Source organism: Dethiobacter alkaliphilus AHT 1, assembly GCF_000174415.1.
GTDB lineage: Bacteria > Bacillota > Dethiobacteria > Dethiobacterales > Dethiobacteraceae > Dethiobacter > Dethiobacter alkaliphilus.
Genome location: NZ_ACJM01000001.1, coordinates 312,651 through 329,866, shown reverse-complemented (window position 1 = coordinate 329,866; position 17,216 = coordinate 312,651). Strand labels below are relative to the sequence as shown.

The 17,216-nt window shown below is 51.2% G+C and carries 20 protein-coding genes; 2 read left to right on the top strand and 18 right to left on the bottom strand.

The window, feature by feature from the left end; translation table 11 throughout:
- Positions 1-4 precede the first annotated feature (4 nt).
- From DEALDRAFT_RS01675 to DEALDRAFT_RS01605, 15 genes are all read right to left on the bottom strand, one after another.
- Entirely contained in the window at positions 5-700 is a 696-nt protein-coding gene (locus DEALDRAFT_RS01675; protein WP_008514254.1) for a uracil-DNA glycosylase, read from the bottom strand.
- A 20-nt stretch (positions 701-720) separates the two neighbouring features.
- Positions 721-1,554, bottom strand: coding sequence for an aminotransferase class IV (locus tag DEALDRAFT_RS01670; RefSeq protein ID WP_008514252.1), 834 nt, complete (start codon positions 1,552-1,554; stop codon positions 721-723).
- Entirely contained in the window at positions 1,551-2,984 is a 1,434-nt protein-coding gene (pabB, locus tag DEALDRAFT_RS01665) for an aminodeoxychorismate synthase, component I (protein WP_008514250.1), read from the bottom strand. The genes DEALDRAFT_RS01670 and pabB overlap by 4 nt, the downstream gene beginning before the upstream one ends.
- Positions 2,972-3,574, bottom strand: a complete 603-nt coding sequence (locus tag DEALDRAFT_RS01660) for an anthranilate synthase component II (protein ID WP_040378258.1) — start codon at positions 3,572-3,574, stop codon at positions 2,972-2,974. The genes pabB and DEALDRAFT_RS01660 overlap by 13 nt, the downstream gene beginning before the upstream one ends.
- Positions 3,558-4,046, bottom strand: a complete 489-nt coding sequence (gene folK / locus DEALDRAFT_RS01655; RefSeq protein WP_008514246.1) for a 2-amino-4-hydroxy-6-hydroxymethyldihydropteridine diphosphokinase — start codon at positions 4,044-4,046, stop codon at positions 3,558-3,560. Before folK ends, DEALDRAFT_RS01660 begins: the two co-directional genes overlap by 17 nt.
- Positions 4,046-4,399 carry a dihydroneopterin aldolase gene (gene folB, locus DEALDRAFT_RS01650; protein WP_008514244.1) on the bottom strand — a complete coding sequence of 118 codons (354 nt, stop codon included), beginning with the start codon at positions 4,397-4,399 and terminating at the stop codon, positions 4,046-4,048. Before folB ends, folK begins: the two co-directional genes overlap by 1 nt.
- Positions 4,392-5,225 (bottom strand): dihydropteroate synthase, encoded by an 834-nt coding sequence (gene folP, locus DEALDRAFT_RS01645; protein WP_008514242.1) that lies wholly within the window; start codon positions 5,223-5,225, stop codon positions 4,392-4,394. The genes folB and folP overlap by 8 nt, the downstream gene beginning before the upstream one ends.
- A gap of 12 nt (positions 5,226-5,237) precedes the next feature.
- Positions 5,238-5,726, bottom strand: coding sequence for an HD domain-containing protein (locus DEALDRAFT_RS01640; RefSeq protein ID WP_008514240.1), 489 nt, complete (start codon positions 5,724-5,726; stop codon positions 5,238-5,240).
- Positions 5,727-6,299: a GTP cyclohydrolase I FolE gene (gene folE / locus DEALDRAFT_RS01635; RefSeq protein ID WP_008514239.1), complete on the bottom strand. Its 573-nt coding sequence runs from the start codon at positions 6,297-6,299 to the stop codon at positions 5,727-5,729. It lies immediately after the preceding gene.
- 273 nt (positions 6,300-6,572) lie between these two features.
- Entirely contained in the window at positions 6,573-7,970 is a 1,398-nt protein-coding gene (locus tag DEALDRAFT_RS15750; protein ID WP_008514231.1) for a methyl-accepting chemotaxis protein, read from the bottom strand.
- A 434-nt stretch (positions 7,971-8,404) separates the two neighbouring features.
- Positions 8,405-9,397, bottom strand: coding sequence for an asparaginase (locus DEALDRAFT_RS01625; RefSeq protein WP_008514230.1), 993 nt, complete (start codon positions 9,395-9,397; stop codon positions 8,405-8,407).
- Positions 9,398-9,450: 53 nt separating this feature from the next.
- Positions 9,451-9,945, bottom strand: a complete 495-nt coding sequence (locus DEALDRAFT_RS01620; RefSeq protein WP_008514229.1) for a permease — start codon at positions 9,943-9,945, stop codon at positions 9,451-9,453.
- Positions 9,942-10,481: a permease gene (locus DEALDRAFT_RS01615; protein ID WP_008514228.1), complete on the bottom strand. Its 540-nt coding sequence runs from the start codon at positions 10,479-10,481 to the stop codon at positions 9,942-9,944. Before DEALDRAFT_RS01615 ends, DEALDRAFT_RS01620 begins: the two co-directional genes overlap by 4 nt.
- A 21-nt stretch (positions 10,482-10,502) precedes the next feature.
- Complete coding sequence (locus DEALDRAFT_RS01610; RefSeq protein WP_008514227.1) at positions 10,503-11,879, bottom strand: MATE family efflux transporter; 1,377 nt, start codon at positions 11,877-11,879, stop codon at positions 10,503-10,505.
- Between the two features lie 13 nt (positions 11,880-11,892).
- Complete coding sequence (locus DEALDRAFT_RS01605; protein WP_008514226.1) at positions 11,893-12,342, bottom strand: MarR family winged helix-turn-helix transcriptional regulator; 450 nt, start codon at positions 12,340-12,342, stop codon at positions 11,893-11,895.
- Positions 12,343-12,508: 166 nt separating this feature from the next.
- On the opposite strand from DEALDRAFT_RS01605, the gene DEALDRAFT_RS01600 reads away from it, so the two are divergent.
- The gene (locus DEALDRAFT_RS01600; RefSeq protein WP_008514225.1) at positions 12,509-13,384 is read left to right on the top strand and encodes a radical SAM protein; all 876 of its coding nucleotides are present in this window, start codon (positions 12,509-12,511) and stop codon (positions 13,382-13,384) included.
- A 45-nt stretch (positions 13,385-13,429) separates the two neighbouring features.
- Here DEALDRAFT_RS01600 and DEALDRAFT_RS01595 read toward each other — a convergent pair whose 3' ends face one another.
- The 3 genes from DEALDRAFT_RS01595 to DEALDRAFT_RS01585 all read right to left on the bottom strand — a co-directional run bounded on the left by DEALDRAFT_RS01595 (position 13,430) and on the right by DEALDRAFT_RS01585 (position 16,362).
- Complete coding sequence (locus tag DEALDRAFT_RS01595) at positions 13,430-14,194, bottom strand: PAS domain S-box protein (protein ID WP_083798568.1); 765 nt, start codon at positions 14,192-14,194, stop codon at positions 13,430-13,432.
- Positions 14,119-14,844: a PAS domain-containing protein gene (locus DEALDRAFT_RS01590; RefSeq protein WP_008514223.1), complete on the bottom strand. Its 726-nt coding sequence runs from the start codon at positions 14,842-14,844 to the stop codon at positions 14,119-14,121. The genes DEALDRAFT_RS01595 and DEALDRAFT_RS01590 overlap by 76 nt, the downstream gene beginning before the upstream one ends.
- Before the next feature lie 192 nt (positions 14,845-15,036).
- The gene (locus DEALDRAFT_RS01585) at positions 15,037-16,362 is read right to left on the bottom strand and encodes a multiheme c-type cytochrome (RefSeq protein WP_008514221.1); all 1,326 of its coding nucleotides are present in this window, start codon (positions 16,360-16,362) and stop codon (positions 15,037-15,039) included.
- A gap of 315 nt (positions 16,363-16,677) precedes the next feature.
- On the opposite strand from DEALDRAFT_RS01585, the gene DEALDRAFT_RS15745 reads away from it, so the two are divergent.
- Positions 16,678-17,124, top strand: coding sequence for an Hsp20/alpha crystallin family protein (locus DEALDRAFT_RS15745; protein WP_008514219.1), 447 nt, complete (start codon positions 16,678-16,680; stop codon positions 17,122-17,124).
- The last annotated feature ends 92 nt before the right edge of the window (positions 17,125-17,216 follow it).

The following is a 17,216-nucleotide window of genomic DNA, read 5'->3' as shown; positions in this document are numbered from 1 at the left end:
GGGTTTACTGTTGTACCAGCTCTTTAAAGGCTTGGCGGAAACGGGTGACGCCCCCCATGGAGGGATGCGGCACCTTTTTATTTTCTATGCCGTATTTCTGCAGCGTCTGGTGAGATTGATTGCCTATGGCGATGATCTCTGCTTTTGGACAGAGTTGTTGCAGCATTTTTACATACACCAGGCCCTCTTCTTTTTCCGCTTCCTTCGGTGTGCGGTTGGTAAGGGGTTGGCCCGCTTTGTGCGGGTGAAAGGGGAAGATATTCCAAAGTATCACATCACTGGGGCTGATATTGTTGTCCCTGATTTCCCCCCACACCACAGTGGCGGTGGGCTCATTAAAGCCCAGCTTTTTTTGGGTGGCAGAGAGGTGTTTGCTATCTTTGCTGCTGGTACGCCTAAAGTGCTGAGGGTCAAAAACGGCAGCCGGTTGAACATGTTGATGGTTATTTAGCAGGATACGCTCGGAGGTCATGGCGATGCCGGAGAAACGGCCGCCCTGATACCCCAGGGCTTCAGCCACCAGGATAAAGCGGGCCTGTGGGACGCGCAGGTGCAGATAGTGCTGCAGGTGTGCGGCACGCAAAGCAGGCGCTTCCTCCCCGATATCGTATTCATGGTGATAGTCCCGCCAGGGGTTGCAGACACATTCCAGCGGTTTATGGTTTTGTAACGCCTGGATAAATTTATTGATTTCTGACATGGATCTTCCTCTGTTCTCGCTTAATTTACTATGAATGACTTAGCCAGTTGGTCGGTGATGGTGCGGTCTTTAAAAACAGTAGACTGGATTTGGGCCAGAGGCATCACACCCAGAAGAGAATTTGTCAAAAATGCTTCCTCGGCCTGCTCCAGCTGCTGGGCGGTCAGGCTTTCTTCTCCTGCGGGAATGGAAAGCGTCTGGCAAAGCTCCAGCACCTTATGGCGCATAATACCGGCAAGGGCGCCGTCTTCAACACGCGGGGTAAGAACCTGTCCGTTTTGCACGATAAAGAGGTTGCTTACCGACCCTTCGGCCACATGGCCGCTGGTGTTAACCAGAATGGCTTCATCGCAGCCGGCGGCTTGTGCCTCTTTTCTGGCCAGAATGCTGTCCAGAAAGTTGGTGGTTTTGTGGTGGGACAGCGGCGAATATTCATTGCGTCGGGTAGACTGGGCTATTATTGCCCTAAACCCTCTTTCGTAGAGTTCAGCGGCATAGGGCTCGCCGCGGCGAAAGGTCACCAAGATGTTTAAAGCGCTGCCTTCTTTGGGCAACAGGCCCTGGCTCTCCCCGGGAGAGACGGTCAGACGAAGACTGCCGGTGGTCAGGGAATTGGCGGCGATGACTTCCTGCACCGCTTCGCATAAAACATCTTTTGTGGGTGGTTGGTACTGCAGGTAGGTACAGGACGTTAACAGGCGCCGCAGGTGCTCCTGCAGGTAGACAGGCTTGCCGTCTTTAACCAGGATGGTTTCAAACAGGCCGTCCCCCAACAGATAAGAGCGGTCCGTAACACCGATGCGGCCGGTACGCGCCATGACAAGGGTACCGTTTAGGAAAATATAGTCCGTCATTTTTGCACCTCCGGAAACTGATTAACACCCAGGCTTTTTAGGAGTGCCTTGGCTTTATGCAGTGTTTCCTGATATTCGGGATAAGGCTGGGAATCAAAGACGATGCCGCCGCCGGCCTGCAGGTGGACCTTATCGTTTTTATTGATAAAGGTGCGAATAACGATGTTTAAATCGGCACGGCCGTCAAAGCCTACGTAACCGATGGAGCCGGTGTATACGCCGCGGCGTACCGGTTCCAGCTCTTCAATGATCTCCATAGCCCGGATTTTTGGCGCGCCGGTAATGGAGCCGCCGGGAAAAGATGCTTTTAAGAGGTCCACAAAATCCTTGCCGGGAGCCAGCTCACCGCGGACGGTGGAAACCAAATGAAAGACGGTGGTGTATTTTTCCAAAACGATTAATTCCGGTACGTGAACAGAACCGTAGGAGCAGACGCGGCCCAGATCATTTCGTTCCAGGTCGATAATCATCACCAGCTCCGCCCGGTCTTTTTCACTCTTTAACAGCGCTTCGGCGTTCTGCTGGTCCTCTTCCGGCGTTTTGCCGCGGGGCAGGGTCCCTTTAATGGGGCGGGTCTCCACCACATTATCTTCTAAAAGCAGGTAGCGCTCCGGGGAGGAGCTAAAAACCCGAAAGTTGTCGCCGCAGTCCAGATAAGCGGCAAAAGGCGCCGGATTGGCCTGGCGCAGGCGGCGGTAGAGCTGGTAGGGCCGCATCTTCAGGGGCGCGTCAAAGCGCTGGGTCATGTTGGCCTGATAAATATCGCCGGCGGTGATGTAGTCACGGATGCGCTCCACCGCCTGCCCGTAAGTATCGGGGGTAAAGAAGGTGCGGATTTCACCTGCTGCAATATTCTGCTCATCCCAGGGGTCATCCAGTTTTACCGGACGGCTGATTTTTTGCTTAATGGCAGCCATATCGTCCATGGCTTTGTTATAAGCTTCTTCACCCTCCAGGGGCAATCCGGAAGCGATGATATAATTGCGGTTTTCTTCATGGTCTATGGCAATGACGGTACTGTAAAAACCCAGATAAATATCCGGGGTGTTTAAGTCGTTTACTGTATCGTCGGGCAAATTTTCCACCATGCGGCCCAAATCATAAGAGAAGAAGCCCACGGCGCCGCCGATGAAGGGAAAGGGCAAATCACCCCGCTCCAGGGTGAAGCGCTTTAGCTGCTCTCGCAGCACTTCAAAGGGGTTAGCATCAAACTCCCGGGTAGCACCGTTTTCTTCCAGAATGATGCGGCGGCCGTAAGTTTTTAGCACCAAAAAGGGATTGCTGCCCATAAAAGACCAACGGCCCATCTGCCCGCCGGGTTTACTGCTGTCCAGCCAGAAAGGGTACGCCTCTTCTGTAAAGGGGGCAAAGACTTCGTCTAAGGGGCGATCCAGAGTAATCTCTGCCACCTGTGGTTTTAGCTTACGCACCGCGCCCCCTCCTTTCCATGGGCCGGGTAGCGCAGGAAATTAGCCAGCAGGTCCTTGCCGTATTCGGTGAGAATGGCCTCGGGATGAAACTGAACCCCTTCCAGGTAAGGAATCTGTTTATGGCGCAGGCCCATTATTTCCCCCTGCTCGCTTTCGGCGGTAATTTCCAGACACTGTGGCAGGGTTTTACGCTCCACCACCAGTGAGTGGTAGCGGGTGGCAGAAAACGGGGTCGGCAGGCCGGAAAAGACGCCGCGGCCGGTATGCTGAATCTGTGAAGTTTTACCGTGCACCGGCAGAGCGGCCCGGATAACACGGCCACCAAACACCTGGCCCAGGCACTGATGCCCCAGACAAATGCCCAGGATGGGGATTTTACCGGCATAGCGGCTGATTACATCCATGGAGATGCCGGCTTCGTTGGGAGTGCAGGGGCCCGGAGAGATGATAATCCGCTCCGGGGACAGGTCGGTGATTTCTGCCGGATGAATACTGCGGTTGCGAATAACCCGGATATCAGCGCCCAATTCGCCCAGAAACTGCACCAGATTATAGGTAAAGGAATCGTAGTTATCAATCATTAGAAGCATCAAAACACCCGCTTTTTCGTAATTGGTCTAAAAGCTGCCGGGCCGTGCGGCCGTCAGGGGGAATGGCCACATCCGGCGCAATTTGGGCCAGTGGAGCCAAAACGAATTCCCGCTCCCGCATGCGGGGATGGGGGATGGTCAAATCCGGCTCATCCAGGCACAGGGCATCATAGAGCAGAATGTCCACATCCAGAGTGCGCGGGCCCCAGCGGATCACCCGCACCCGCTTGGCGGCCTGTTCAATCTCCTGGGCCACCGCCAGCAGCTCATGGGGAGCCAGGGTTGTGGAGAGCTCCACCACGGTGTTTAGAAATTTATCCTGATCCAGATAACCCACCGGCTCCGTTTCCAGATACTTGGCAACTTTCAGGTCTGTGATTTGGGGATGGGCCTGCAGCCGCTCAACGGCAAAGTCCAGTTGTTTTTGCCGCTCACCCAGGTTGGAGCCCAAGCCCAGAAATGCTTTGGCCATCACCGGCTCCTCTCTATTTCCACCGCAGCAAAATCCATCTGGCCGGGGATTGGCGGATGAAGCTTTTTCACGGTGACACGTACGGTCTCTGCCCCCATGGCCAGGATACGACCGGAGATGGACTCGGCCAGTGTTTCCAATAGCTTGGCTGGCTCCCCTTCCATGATGCCTTTAACCGCGTTGTAGACTTCGGCATAATTTAAAGATTTGGTCAGATCGTCATCTGCGGCGGCAGACTTAATGTCTGTACCCAGTACAACGCTTACGGCATAGCGCTGGCCCAGAGTGTTTTCCTCCGGCAAAACACCATGATAGCCATAGAAAAGCATATTTTCCAAAATGATTTTATCCATCTAAAAACCTCCCCGCCAACATGGCGTCGGTCATGCGGGCCACACGGCTCATGGCCAAAATATCATGGACACGCACGATGCGGCAGCCCCGGGTAATACCGTAAGCCACGGTGGCCGCAGTTCCCTCCACCCGCTCCTCCACCGGCAAGTCCAAAACCTTGCCGATCATGGATTTGCGGGAAGTGCCCAAGAGCATGGGATACCCCAGCGCTGTAAGCTCGTCCAGGCGCTGCATCACCGCCAGATTATGGGCTGGCGTTTTACCAAAACCGATACCGGGATCGAGAATAATATTTTCTTTGCGGACGCCTGCTTCTTGAGCCAGGGCCACACTTTCCAGCAAATCGGCCTTAATTTCGGCCAACAGGTCCTGATATAGTGCTTCATTTCTGTTGTGCATCAGGCAGATGGGCACATCGGCTTTGGCCGCCAGTTTCAGCATATCCGGGTCACGCTTGCCGCCGTAAACATCGTTTAACATGGCCGCACCCGCTTCCAGAGCTGCTTCTGCCACATCCGCCTTGTAGCTGTCGATGGAGATGGGCACATCGGTGGCAGCAGCAATGGCGCGGATAACAGGAATTACCCGGGCCTTTTCCTCTTCGGCAGAAACTGCTGCAAAGCCGGGGCGGGTGGATTCACCGCCCACATCGATGATGTGTGCCCCCTCTTCGATCATCTGCAGGGCATGCTGCACCGCTTTTTGCGGGTCGATATAATTACCGCCGTCGGAAAAAGAGTCGGGGGTTACATTTAAAATCCCCATGATCAGGGTATGGTCTTTTAGATTATATTCTTTTTCTTTGATGGTCAGTTTGTCTGTCATGGTACCTCCCCATCAGTACCGGATACCTTTGGCCGTGGCCATCCGGTCAAATTTATAGCAGCCTTTTTGGGCCGTACAGTCAAAACAACGCCGGGATAAATCATCGGCTTCCGCTAAAACCGCAGAAAACGGGTCTTCCACCTGCTCCGGCGGCAGGCGGTGAGCAGTGATGGCGGGCAAAATGGTGCTGATTTCCGCTGCGGCAAAGCCGTGCTTAATTAAAAGCGGTTCGGCCAGACGGGCACTTTCTGCTGCATGGTCCACCGCTTTATCTTCATATTGGGCAAAACGTCCGATATCATGGAGCAGGGCAGCGGCATAAACCACCGGTTGCCCGATATCAATGCTGCGCTGCAGGCAGAGAATCCAGGCAATGCGCGCCACATCCAGCAGGTGATTGAAGTCGTGGCGGCAAAATGGCCGCTCCGTTTCGTATTGGGCGGTCACGCAAAGATACCGCCGATAATCAGGATCGGCGGTAAGTTTTTGTACGCGGTCCATTTACCGATGGGTTCCCTTAAGCAGCGAAAAGGCTTCGGCCCGGGTAAGATGGTTGGTGCGGCAGATGCCGCGCACCGCCGAGGTAACTGTGGTGGAGCCGGGCTTTTTCACACCGCGGATGGTCATACACAGATGTTCGGCTTCGATGACCACCACAACGCCCTTGGCATCCAGCTTTTCCACAATGGTGTCGGCAATCTGAGTAGTCAACCTCTCCTGCAGCTGCGGCCGGCGAGACAGTGTCTCCACCACCCGCACCAGCTTGCTCAGGCCGGTGATCTTTTCCGGATTGGGAATATAGGCCACATGTGCTTTGCCGTAAAAAGGCAACAGATGATGCTCACACATGGAGTAGATACTGATATCCTTAATCAGCACCATTTCGTCATGTTTTTCTTCGTAGAAACAGGTCTCCAGATGATCACAGGGATCACAGTGCAGTCCGGAAAACACTTCACCATACATTTTTGCCACCCGTGCCGGTGTATCCTGCAAACCCTCCCGGTCCGGATCTTCGCCGATACCTTCCAAAATCATGCGGACCGCTTTTTGAATCTTCTCCTGATCTATCACAAAAAAACCTCCAACTAGTCGAATTTTACGTATTATTCTGCATTTTCCCCCCTTATCCCTGCTTTTATCTACTATTAAATATTTCCGCAAACCGGGGACGGACCTTTTTTTGCAAAAACCATGCAATTTTTTGCACACTGAGACTCCCGGGACGGTTCTCAAAGTCTCACCCGCTCCCACATCTTGTGGTCCAAACCGCGACGGTTAGTTACAAAAGCTTAAGCAATAAAGCAACCAGCCAGGGGAACGGTCCCCGTGGCTGGCTTGCCAGGTTTAAGCGTAATCATTTTTCTGTAATACTTCAAGCAGACTGTTAACAGTTTCCTGCAATCCCGCAGCAGTATTTGCCACTTCGGTCATGGTGGCAGTTTGCTCCTCTACTGCTGCTGACAGGCTTTCGCTCCCTGAGCCGATTTCCTGAGATGATGCAGCGATATCCTGAATCTGCTCTGCTACTTGGCCAATTTCCCCAATAATGGCTTCAAAAATCTGCCCCGCATTTGTTACCACTTCAGACCCGGATTTAACCTTGGCAGCATTTTGCTCCATATTTTCCGCGGCCTTTTGCGCCTGTAGCTCCACAGATTGAATTGACTGAGAAATCTCGGCAGCAGATTGGGCGGAGTGCTCTGCCAGTTTACGCACCTCTTCTGCCACCACAGCAAATCCTTTACCCTGCTCTCCTGCCCTGGCCGCCTCAATGGCGGCATTAAGAGCAAGTAAGTTTGTCTGTTCGGCTATACCAATGATAGTCTCGGTTACGCTACCAATATTTTTTGACTGATTGTGCAGTGTAACTATTATGTCCTGCATTCCTGCAACACTGGTGTCAATCTCCTCCATTTCATTCATGGCGCTATTGATAGCCGCCCCCCCGTCCCTGGCCTTCAGGTTAATTTGGCTGCCCGTTTCCTGCATCTCCTGGGCCCGGAGAGACATATTTTGCGCATTGCCGGAGAATTCAGTTGCTGTAGCGGCAACCTCCTCCAGGCTGGCGCTTATCTCCTGAGAAGACGCTGCCAGACTTTCTCCCGCTAAATTAACCTTACCTGCCGCAGCTTGTGCTTCAGTTACAATCATTGTCATTACCTCAGCCTGTCTACTTGCTTTGCTTTGCAGTTCAATACTTTGATTTAACATTTCCCGCCCTTTATAGGAGGAAAAAGAGATGGCACAGGCAGCAATAAAAAAAGCTAACGAATTGGCAGCCATAATCGACATGTCGGCGGCCTCCATACCTCTGCCGGGAGCGGAAAAAACGAAAACGGCATTGGTCACAGTCACTGTAAGTGCTGTGACGATAGTTAGCGGAAAGTTAAAGTAAAGAACACTGAGAGCTAATGAACCAAGCCACAACGGTGACAACGACAGATTAATATCATTTGCGCCAACAATGACCCCAAAGCCTACGATAGATGTGAGAACTAAGATGTATTTTATAAATGGATGGGCAGTGAAAGAGCGTTGCAGCAAAGTGGCGATTCCTACCGGCACACCCATTCCCAGAAACATAATCAACCAAGCGGTCCAAGTGGTATCCAAAATCCCTGTCCCAATCATAATTGCAATAAGGGATATCCCACCGAGAAAAATCAGGTAGAGAACTTTAAGTACAAATAGATTTGTTTGTAATTCATTTTTACGGATAAAACTGTTCTCCTGGTTTGTCATAAGTACACCTCCAGTAGTCAATTTTCAGAAATATATAATATATTTCAACAAGAAATATTATTATCCTGCAATATTTAACAAAGTTTACTAAATATTTGAAGCGCAGACAAGAATTACGTTAGTTTCTGCAAGAAGTTTCTCCGTGCCTCTTAAGTACGCAACAGCAGGAAATGTAACCCTGGCTCCCGCTCTTTTCAGGCTGGAAATATCAGACCCTCTACTTTGAAACAGTTCCTGAAGATATGGAGTCATTAAGCTTGGTTTTTGAAACTGTTGTTTTCAGATCAGATAAGGTCTGGAAAGTGGAGGCAAAATAAAAAGCCGCGAATTCGCGGCTGTGAGACAAAATCACCTGTCCCCTTTGTCTCGCAATGGGCACGTGAAGAAAATGGAAATATATGTGTGGACAAATAAACCTGTCCCTCTGTCCACCGTTAGAGGGTGGGGATTATTTGGCCGATGGTTTGTTTGCGGTGGTTTTGCAGGTAGACTTGGTGGTGGGGGTGGAGGGTTTCCAACTCGGTTGGTGTGAGGGCGTTTAGCTTTTTTAGGGCTTCGATGATGACGGGCCCGAAGGGGCGGAAGTTGCCGTCTTCTATTTTTAGGGTCAGGCCCAGGCCCTGGTCTGTGATGCTGACGTTATAGACACCTTCAGAGCCCACTTTGGCCAGGATGCGGCCGCCGGTGGCTTCCATCAGGGCTGTGTCCAGCCGGTTGGTGCCGGCTACGTAGTGTGGATGGGCGGTCATGGCCATAGCGATGGTCTCCAGAGCGCTGCGGCGGGATTGGGGAAAGCGGTGAGGGTTGGCCAGATGGGCATAAGCGATGGCCATGTTGTAGATGGGCAGGCCAAAAACGGGAAAGCCGCAGCCGTCGATGCCGATGGTCAGGTCTTTGGGCATCAGCCCGGCCAAGTCGGCCACGGCGCGAAGCACTTCATGCTGCGCCGGGTGTATGGGCTGGGAATAGCCCTCCACCGGATAGTCACGTATTTTGGCTAACGCCAGGATTGCGGCGTGTTTGCCGGAACAGGCATTGGTGAAAACAGAAAATGAACCGCCCTCTTTTAGGATTTTATTAGCGGCGCGCCGGTACATGGGTGGGGCCGCCCCGCATTCCAGGGCATCGGCGGTCAGCCCTATTTTATCAAGGATACTCTGTACCGCTGCTACATGGGTCTCTTCTCCTCCGTGTGAGGAGGTCATCAGCGCCAGCTCCCGGCCGCTGAAATCAAAACGTTTCATCCCCTCTGCTTCCACCAGAGGAATAACCTGAAAAGGCTTGGCGGCAGAGCGCCAATATGTATGCTTTTGTGGATCGCCAATGGAAAAAACAATTTTACCTTCTGTGTCCGTCACCACCAGGTCGCCGCGGTGTATGCATTCCACCGCACCGCCCCGGGTCACGTGTGCTAAAATTTCTGACATAACTTCCTCCCGATATCATTTACCTTTGTTTATTATGCACCAAACTTTCTTGATTAGAGAATGCCGGCAAAAAAGATATGGGCAAGAAATCCGGCTATGGGCGGCATGAGAATGACAATGGTGATGCGAACCACCGTAAATTTGGGGCCCAAAACCGCCAGCTCAAAAGGCAGTTTGGAAAATGTTAACAAGGACCAACTGGTTACCAGTGCCACAACGGTACCGATGCCCGCTCCTCCCTGCATGATGGAGGCAAAAATGGGAAAGGAAACATAAGGACCTGCGGCCACCAGCATACCGGAAAAACTGCCGATGAGAATCCCGCGCCAGCCCGCTTCCGCACCTAACCAGCCGCTGATAAGCTCCGGAGGCAGGGCCACCTGGAGGAGGCCGGCAGCTAAAAAGGCCAGCAGCAGCAGGGGCAGGTATGAGTAAAAAAGTTTGGCTCCGGAGGCCAGGCCTTCTGTATGGCTGCCGTCTTTGCGGCGCAAAGCAGCAATGAACAAAGCCAAAGCCAGGGCGGCCAGGATGAGAATTGTGGTGGTCATTGTTTATCCTCCTCCATCTTTTGCACCGGCAGCATTTGCCGGGTCAGGCCGGGATAAAACCAGTAGACCAAAAGACCGGCGAGAATGGGAAATGGCAGTGTGACCAGCAGGCGAATCATGGCTGGTGTGAAACCGATGATGGCTACCTCCATGGGAATGCGGGCCAAATCCCAAAGGCTTTTGGAGACCACAAAGGCCATCAGGGTGGATGCCTGCACACCGGCGGTCGCAAAGGAAGCGCTTAAGGGATAGTACACATAGGGACCGCCGGGAATCACGCTACCGGCCACTGCTCCCAGAGTTACCCCTTTTAAACCCTTGCCCTCACCTAAAAAGTTATTGATCATTTGCGGGTTGATAAGCACCTGCACCAAGCCGCTGACGGCAAAGGCGGCAATTAGCATGGGCAGGACATCAATGAACATCAGTATTCCAGCCATAACACCGGTACCCAGCAAATCCATTCCTCCCTGGTACCAGGCGGAAATTGCCAACCCCACCACCGCCAGGGACATAATAAACATGGTCCGTTTCAAAAGATATTCCCCCTTTGCGCTTTACTGCGCGTCAAACTGCGCTCTTAGGGTGTATTCCCGCTCCTGTTGGTCCAGATAGCGGACTTCAATTACCAGACAGATGGCGGTAATTACGGATGAGAAAAAGTCGGCCACCGGTCCCACCATCCAGATTCCTGCCAGACCATAGTAGCGGGGCAGGATTAATAGTGCAGGAATGAAAAGCAGAACCTGACGGGAAAGGTTTAAAAATACGGCCTGGCGGGGTTTGCCCACCGCCTGAAAATAATTGGCGCCGGTAATCTGAAAGCCGATGATGGGCAGGAAAGCCAAAAAGCCACGCAAACCGGCACTGCCTATCGCTACCAGCTCCGCATCGGTGGAAAAGAGCGCAATGAAACGCTCCGGCACCAGGACAATGGCTACAAAGGCTGCCAGGACAATGCCCGTTGAGACCAGAATTCCCAGATACAGCGTCTGCTTAACCCGCTCGAACTTCTTTGCTCCGTAGTTATAGCCGATGATGGGCTGAATACCCTGGCTGATGCCAAAAATGGGCATCAAAATAAGTACCAGGATGCTGTGGATGGCACCGAAGGCAGAAATAGCCATATCTCCGCCGTAATGAAGCAAACTGTTATTAAGAATAACCACAATCAGGCTGGTGGCAATTTGCTTGAGAAATGCAGGAGCGCCTACGGCCACAATCTCATTTACCAGTACACGCTGCAGCCGCAGGCAACCGGGGCGGAACTTTAAAAGGCTTTTCCCCCGCAAAAAGTAGTACATAACGTAGGCCGCAGAAACTGCCTGGGAGATGATGGTGGCCAATGCCGCGCCGGCTACGCCCATATCCAGGCCGAGAATCAGCACCGCATCAAGAATAATGTTGAGCACCGCACCGATTACCATGGTAAACATGGCAATATGAGGATTTCCTTCGGCGCGGATAAAATTGTTAACGCCAAAGCTGAGGATCTGAAAAACACAGCCCCACAGGATAATCTGCATGTAGTCCCGGGCATAGGGCAATACATTGGCGCTGGCACCAAAGAGGGTCAGAAGCGGGTCAAGAAAGGCCAGGCCAAAAACAGTCAGGACCAGAGATACCAGAAGAAAGAGAGCCAGGGCATTGCCCATCACTTTTTCTGCTTCACTGTTTTTTTGCTCTCCTAAGCGAATGGAAATCAGGGCGGTGGCGCCGATGCCCACCAGCATGGACAAAGCCATGATTACCGTCATTAACGGAAACGAAACGGTTACACCTGCCAAGCCCAGCGAGCCAACGTAGCGGCCGATAAAAATCCGGTCCACCACATTGTAAATGGACATTACCACCATCCCCACAATGGCCGGCCCGGAAAACTTCATAATCAGATTGGGTATATTTCCTTCTGCCAGTTGTTTGGTCGATACCATAAAAAAGCCTCCGTCAGATTTTCTTCAGTCCGTCAACAACGTCCCGCAGCCCGTGGCGGATACGCTTAATGTCTTCGGGAGAGAGTGTAGATATAATTTCGGTAAACATATTTTCATGCCGCTTCATCATCTTTGCAAAATAGTCTTTGCCGTCTGCGGTGAGGTAGAGTAATGTCCGGCGGCGGTCATGGTCATCCGGTCTGCGCCTCACCAGTCCCATTTCTTCCAGCGAATCCAACAGGGATGTGAGGCTGCCTTTGCGCATGTCCAGACAGCGGCCCAACTCCGAAGATGTGACGTCATTGCCTTTGGCAATGAGCAAAATAGCCCGCTTTTGGTTTTTGGTGCAGCGCATGGGCAAACCGTCATCTTCACGGAAAATGGCACCAAATTTATGGTAATATAAAGGAAAAAGCTCTAAAAAGAGCTGCTCTGTCTCCTTAATTTCTTTGTTGATGTCCAAATGTGTCACCTCAAATGGTTAGATTTTGAACAATTAAATTGTACCCCGGTTATCCGGAAAAAGTCAATGACAATTTCTTAAAGAACCTGAAAGGAAAGACGGCTCATGTTACAATGATTATGATGGCAGTGATTCATATGTTCATAGTTTTTCGGGAGGTGAGTATATGCGCTATGAGGGAATGGTTTACCGTCCGCCCAGTGAGGCGGGCAGTCTGATTATTCAGGCCACGGTGGGATGCCCCCACAATCGTTGTACTTTTTGCTCCATGTACCGGCAAAGCCGCTTTCGGTTGCGCTCTGTAGACGAAATTAAAGAGGACCTTGCTATGGCCCGGGACTATTACGGTGATTCGGTACGCACTATCTTTTTGGCAGACGGCAACACCATTGTTATGAAAACGGATCATCTGGTGGAGATTCTTCGCTGCATCCGCCAATTGTTTCCTGCTGTGGAGCGCATCACATCCTATGGCTCGGCCCGCTTTATTACCAAAAAGAAACCGGCGGACTGGGTGGCGCTGCGGGAAGCGGGGCTGTCAAGGATCCATTCCGGCATGGAATCCGGTGACGATGAGGTGCTGCGGCTGCAGAATAAAGGGGTGGATGCCCAAGGCATTGTCCGGGCAGGACAGATGATAAAAGATGCGGGTATCGAGTTAAGTGAATATATTATTGTGGGTGCCGGGGGAAAAACGCTCTCTGAGCAGCATGCCCAAAACAGCGCCCGGGTGCTAAATCGCATTAACCCGGATTTTATCCGGCTGCGCACTCTAATGCCGGCGCAGGGAACACCTTTATATGACATGTTTAAAAAAGGGGACTTCAAACTGCTCTCCCCCCATGAAGCTCTGGCGGAAACACGCCTGTTCATTGAACATCTGGAGGGTATTTCCAGCACGTTGTACAGTGACCACATCTCCAACTACTGGAATGTGAGCGGTAAATTCCCCGGAGACAAAGAAGCCATGTTAAAACAAATTGACCATGCCCTCTCTCTGGATGAAAAGCAGTTTCGCGACCCGCTGCAGGTCCGCCTGTAGCTTCTGCAGCCATGCAAAACGGCCCCATGCGGGGCCGTTTCTTTTTTAGAACATATCTTCTGTTTTATATTTTTTGAATAAATCAATCATTACCGTAAAATTAAAGGTTTGGCCGTCAATTTCCAGCGGCGTCAGCGACAGGATTACCGGCTTTTTCGTGCCGTCTTTACAGGTAATTTGCAGCTCGTAGTGCTCCAGCTTACCGGCAATGGCCAGACGGGCTTTTTGGATGGCCAGCTTCCGGTCTTCTTCAACGGGGAAAATCAGGTAATACCAGCCGTGTCTGTCCACCTCTTCCCTGGTATATCCGGAAATCTCCTCCATGGCATTGTTATAAATAATCACCCGTCCCTCCGGAGTAGTTAGGGAGAAACCGTCCTGGGCTTTTTGGATGATTTCATCCAACAGCATCTCACTGCGCCGGTGGGCCTGCTCTGCCCGGAAACGGGTCAGAGCGGTACCGATACTCTTGCCGGCCAGGTTAAGAAATTCAATGTTGTCCTCACTGAATTTATGGGGTTTACGGTCATTTAACTGCAAAAGCCCCACTATTTCATCCTGTGCACGCAGGGGAATCAGGGCAATGGAACGATATCCTTCTGCACCGCAATAATTGCGAACATTAAAGTCAATATTTTTTTTACCCAGCTCAGAACAAAGTTGGTTGATGTCTCCGGTATAAAATGCACCGGAGGCAGAAAGCGATACCAGAGTTTCCTCCAAATCCTCCCGGATCACACGGCCGCACATACAGTCAAGTACAGGCACTCCGTCATCATTACGGGCCATTTCCCCGTTTTGATAGACCACAGGCTCGCCTCTCGGGTCAGAAATTTATCGGAAAATCCCACTGCCTCTGCATAGGGAAAGTCCTGGCCTTTGCGCAGCCGTATACCGGCGGCATCACAGCCTGTATAGTCCTGAATCTGCTGCAAAATTGCCTTTAGCGTGTCTTTTTCAGTGTGAGAACTGGCCAGGGTATGCAGGATATTCATCAACAGGTTACGTCTTCTCTCCTGTTGAGTTACCTCTGTAATATTCAAACCTGTACCCACCACGTACTGAACTTTTCCGTCAGGGGTCTTAATATTAGTAATGGCCCAGTGAATAAGATGTTTGGACCCGTCTTTGGCAAGCCAGTGATTCTCTATACTATAGGGGAGATTGTCCCTGGCAACTTCCTGAATCGCTTCGCTGACCCAACCCAACTCTTCCTGCGGCACCAGACCGGCAAGGGTCTTTCCCACCATCTCCTGGCGAGTGTAACCGGACAGGCGCTCTGCCGCAGCATTGAATTCCACTATCTTTTCCTCTTTGTCCATGATAACAATTAGGGCCTCGGAGACGCTAAACATCTCAGGGGGCAAGGTTTGTGTGTTTACTTGCTGTTGCTGTGGTTGAGACTTACGGTTGCGGGAGAGAAATTTAAGATAGTGCAATAATACTCCGTTTTCAGTCATAAGGCTCTCCTTCAAAAACATACTTTTCGCAAGGTATCCGGATACATCTTCGCGGGTAAGTGCTTTTATCCTGCCCTGATTGTTAAATTTAATAGTATGTAAGGCTTGATTAATAACTCTGTAATATTTAACTAATAACAATTACTGCTTTGGGAAAATTTAGTTCCCGCCCTGTCAGGGCGGGAAACTGTTTTAATTAATAACTATTGTTTCCTTTGCCATTTCCACACTTTCAATCTCCAGGTCCTCTTCGCTTAAATGATTGTTTAACGCTTCCTGGGTCGTAGTTCTGTACAAAAGCCGCACTGTGGCTGTATACGAAGAGCCCACAGCGTCAATTATATATGTTTCACTGTCGCTACCCCCGGCAGGAATGCGGCGGTCATAACCAATACCTTCCGCCAGCCAGCTTTTACTGGTTTGATTGCCGTCGCCGTCAATAAACAGTTTACGGTAAAAGACCGCATCAGGGTCAACATGATTATCGTCATCTGTGTGCCCGGATACATAGACCACTTCGCCCTGTTCGTTTTCCACCGTTAGCTCAAGCCACATTTTCCGGATATACGTAACTCCTGTGGGAATAGCATGCCCGGCACCCACATTTTCCGCCGTTACCGTCAGCTCCAGACCATTTGCTGTTACCTGACCGTCCAGGCTTAATTCTGCAGCGGACCGCAGGTTTTCTTCTGCCATTTGCGCATGCTCCTCATAGCCGCGCCGGTTTAGTGTCCAGGAGCTTCCGCCCACGAAGAAGTGGGTAGCAACATGATCTCTTTCCTGAGCATCACCGATGGTGGCAGACTTGCCGGGATTTTTCCCCACTCCCGGCGTAGGTGTCATATGGCAATTCTGACAGGTAATTCCTTCTTCGGCATAGGGGCCGTCCAGCCAGTCATCATAGGTATCAATCACCATTGTACCGCTGGTTGGGTGGCGGACATTATGGCAGGCCCCACAAAAAGCGGGGTCCGTGTGCAACTCAGAGAATACAGTGTCGTGCGCCGGTGAGACAGTATCGCCCCGCGGGCCCCTTTTTAGCCGACCCGGCTCTGATATGCTCTGCACGTTTACCGGCTCTTTTACCTCTGATACGGTATGGCAAAAATCACAGGAAACACCTTGGCGGGAAGTATCATCAAACTCACTGCCGTCCACCGGGGGGAGCTGCCCCACCCTCACCGCCACCGGCGCATGACATTCCCCGCAGAAGACATCTGTGGCCCCGTCTGTTTCCTGCGCAGCCAACAGATAATCCGGTTGGTAAAGTTCATTGGTCCAGGCTGCTGCATGCATGGAGCCGCTCCAGGCCTGATGAATTTCACCATGGCATCCGCCACAAACGGAGGGATCCTCAAAATCACCGGGGTTAAACAACACTTCTTCCTCTGATACTGGAGAGTCATTTGCCGCCTGCTCCCGGTCAGACTCTTGTGGCGACTGTTGTCCACCACAGCCCTGCAGAATAAGAAAGGTCACAATAATTGCAAGTAAGGCCAAGGTTTTTTTCATCGTCATCTCACCCTCTTTCTTTTGCTTGTGAAAAATTTATGGTTAATTATGTTCAGCACTGTTCTCCTCTTACCCTGCCTCTGGAGATTTAATTCAGACATTTGTAATATATGGAACGAGAGCGGCAAAAACATGTGAAATATAACGAAAGATTTTAAAAGACTAAGCTAATCAAATTTATCTGACCTTTCCTGACCATTGTATTTCGTTTCGGCCTAAAACGCTATTTGCCAAGTTTTTTGCTTTTATTGTAAACTAAAATTAGCACTCGTGAGGGGAGAGTGCTAAAACATAAAATTTATATAGAAGGGATGTGTTAGCATGATTTCTCTGATTCCCCGTGAACCATTTAACATCACCACACTGCGGCAGCAGATGGACGACCTCTTTGACCACTTCTTCCCGTTTAGCACATCGATGGAAGCGGTGGCACCCAATCATGGCATATCGGTGGATGTGATTGACAAGGGCAAGGCGTATCGGCTTAAGGCAAACATCCCCGGAGTAAGTGCCAAAGATCTGGATGTGCGGGTATTGGAAGACAGTGTAGTCATCAATGGCACATACCAGGAGGAAAAGGAAGAAAAACAGGAACAGTATGTTGTTAAAGAACGGCGCAGCGGCTCTTTTACCCGCACTGTGCCTTTCAGGGAACCTCTTCAGGCAGAAATGGCCGAAGCAAAGTTTAAAGACGGGGTTCTGGAATTGATGCTTCCCAAGCAGGATGTGGAGAAGCGTCAGGGACGGCAGTTGAAGATACAGGATTAATGGATTTGGCGACCGGTAAGGGCGCCATTTCTTGTATGCGGAAATTATAATGCTTTGCAGTTCGCATAGTTGCAGAGATATTTTTAAGATTT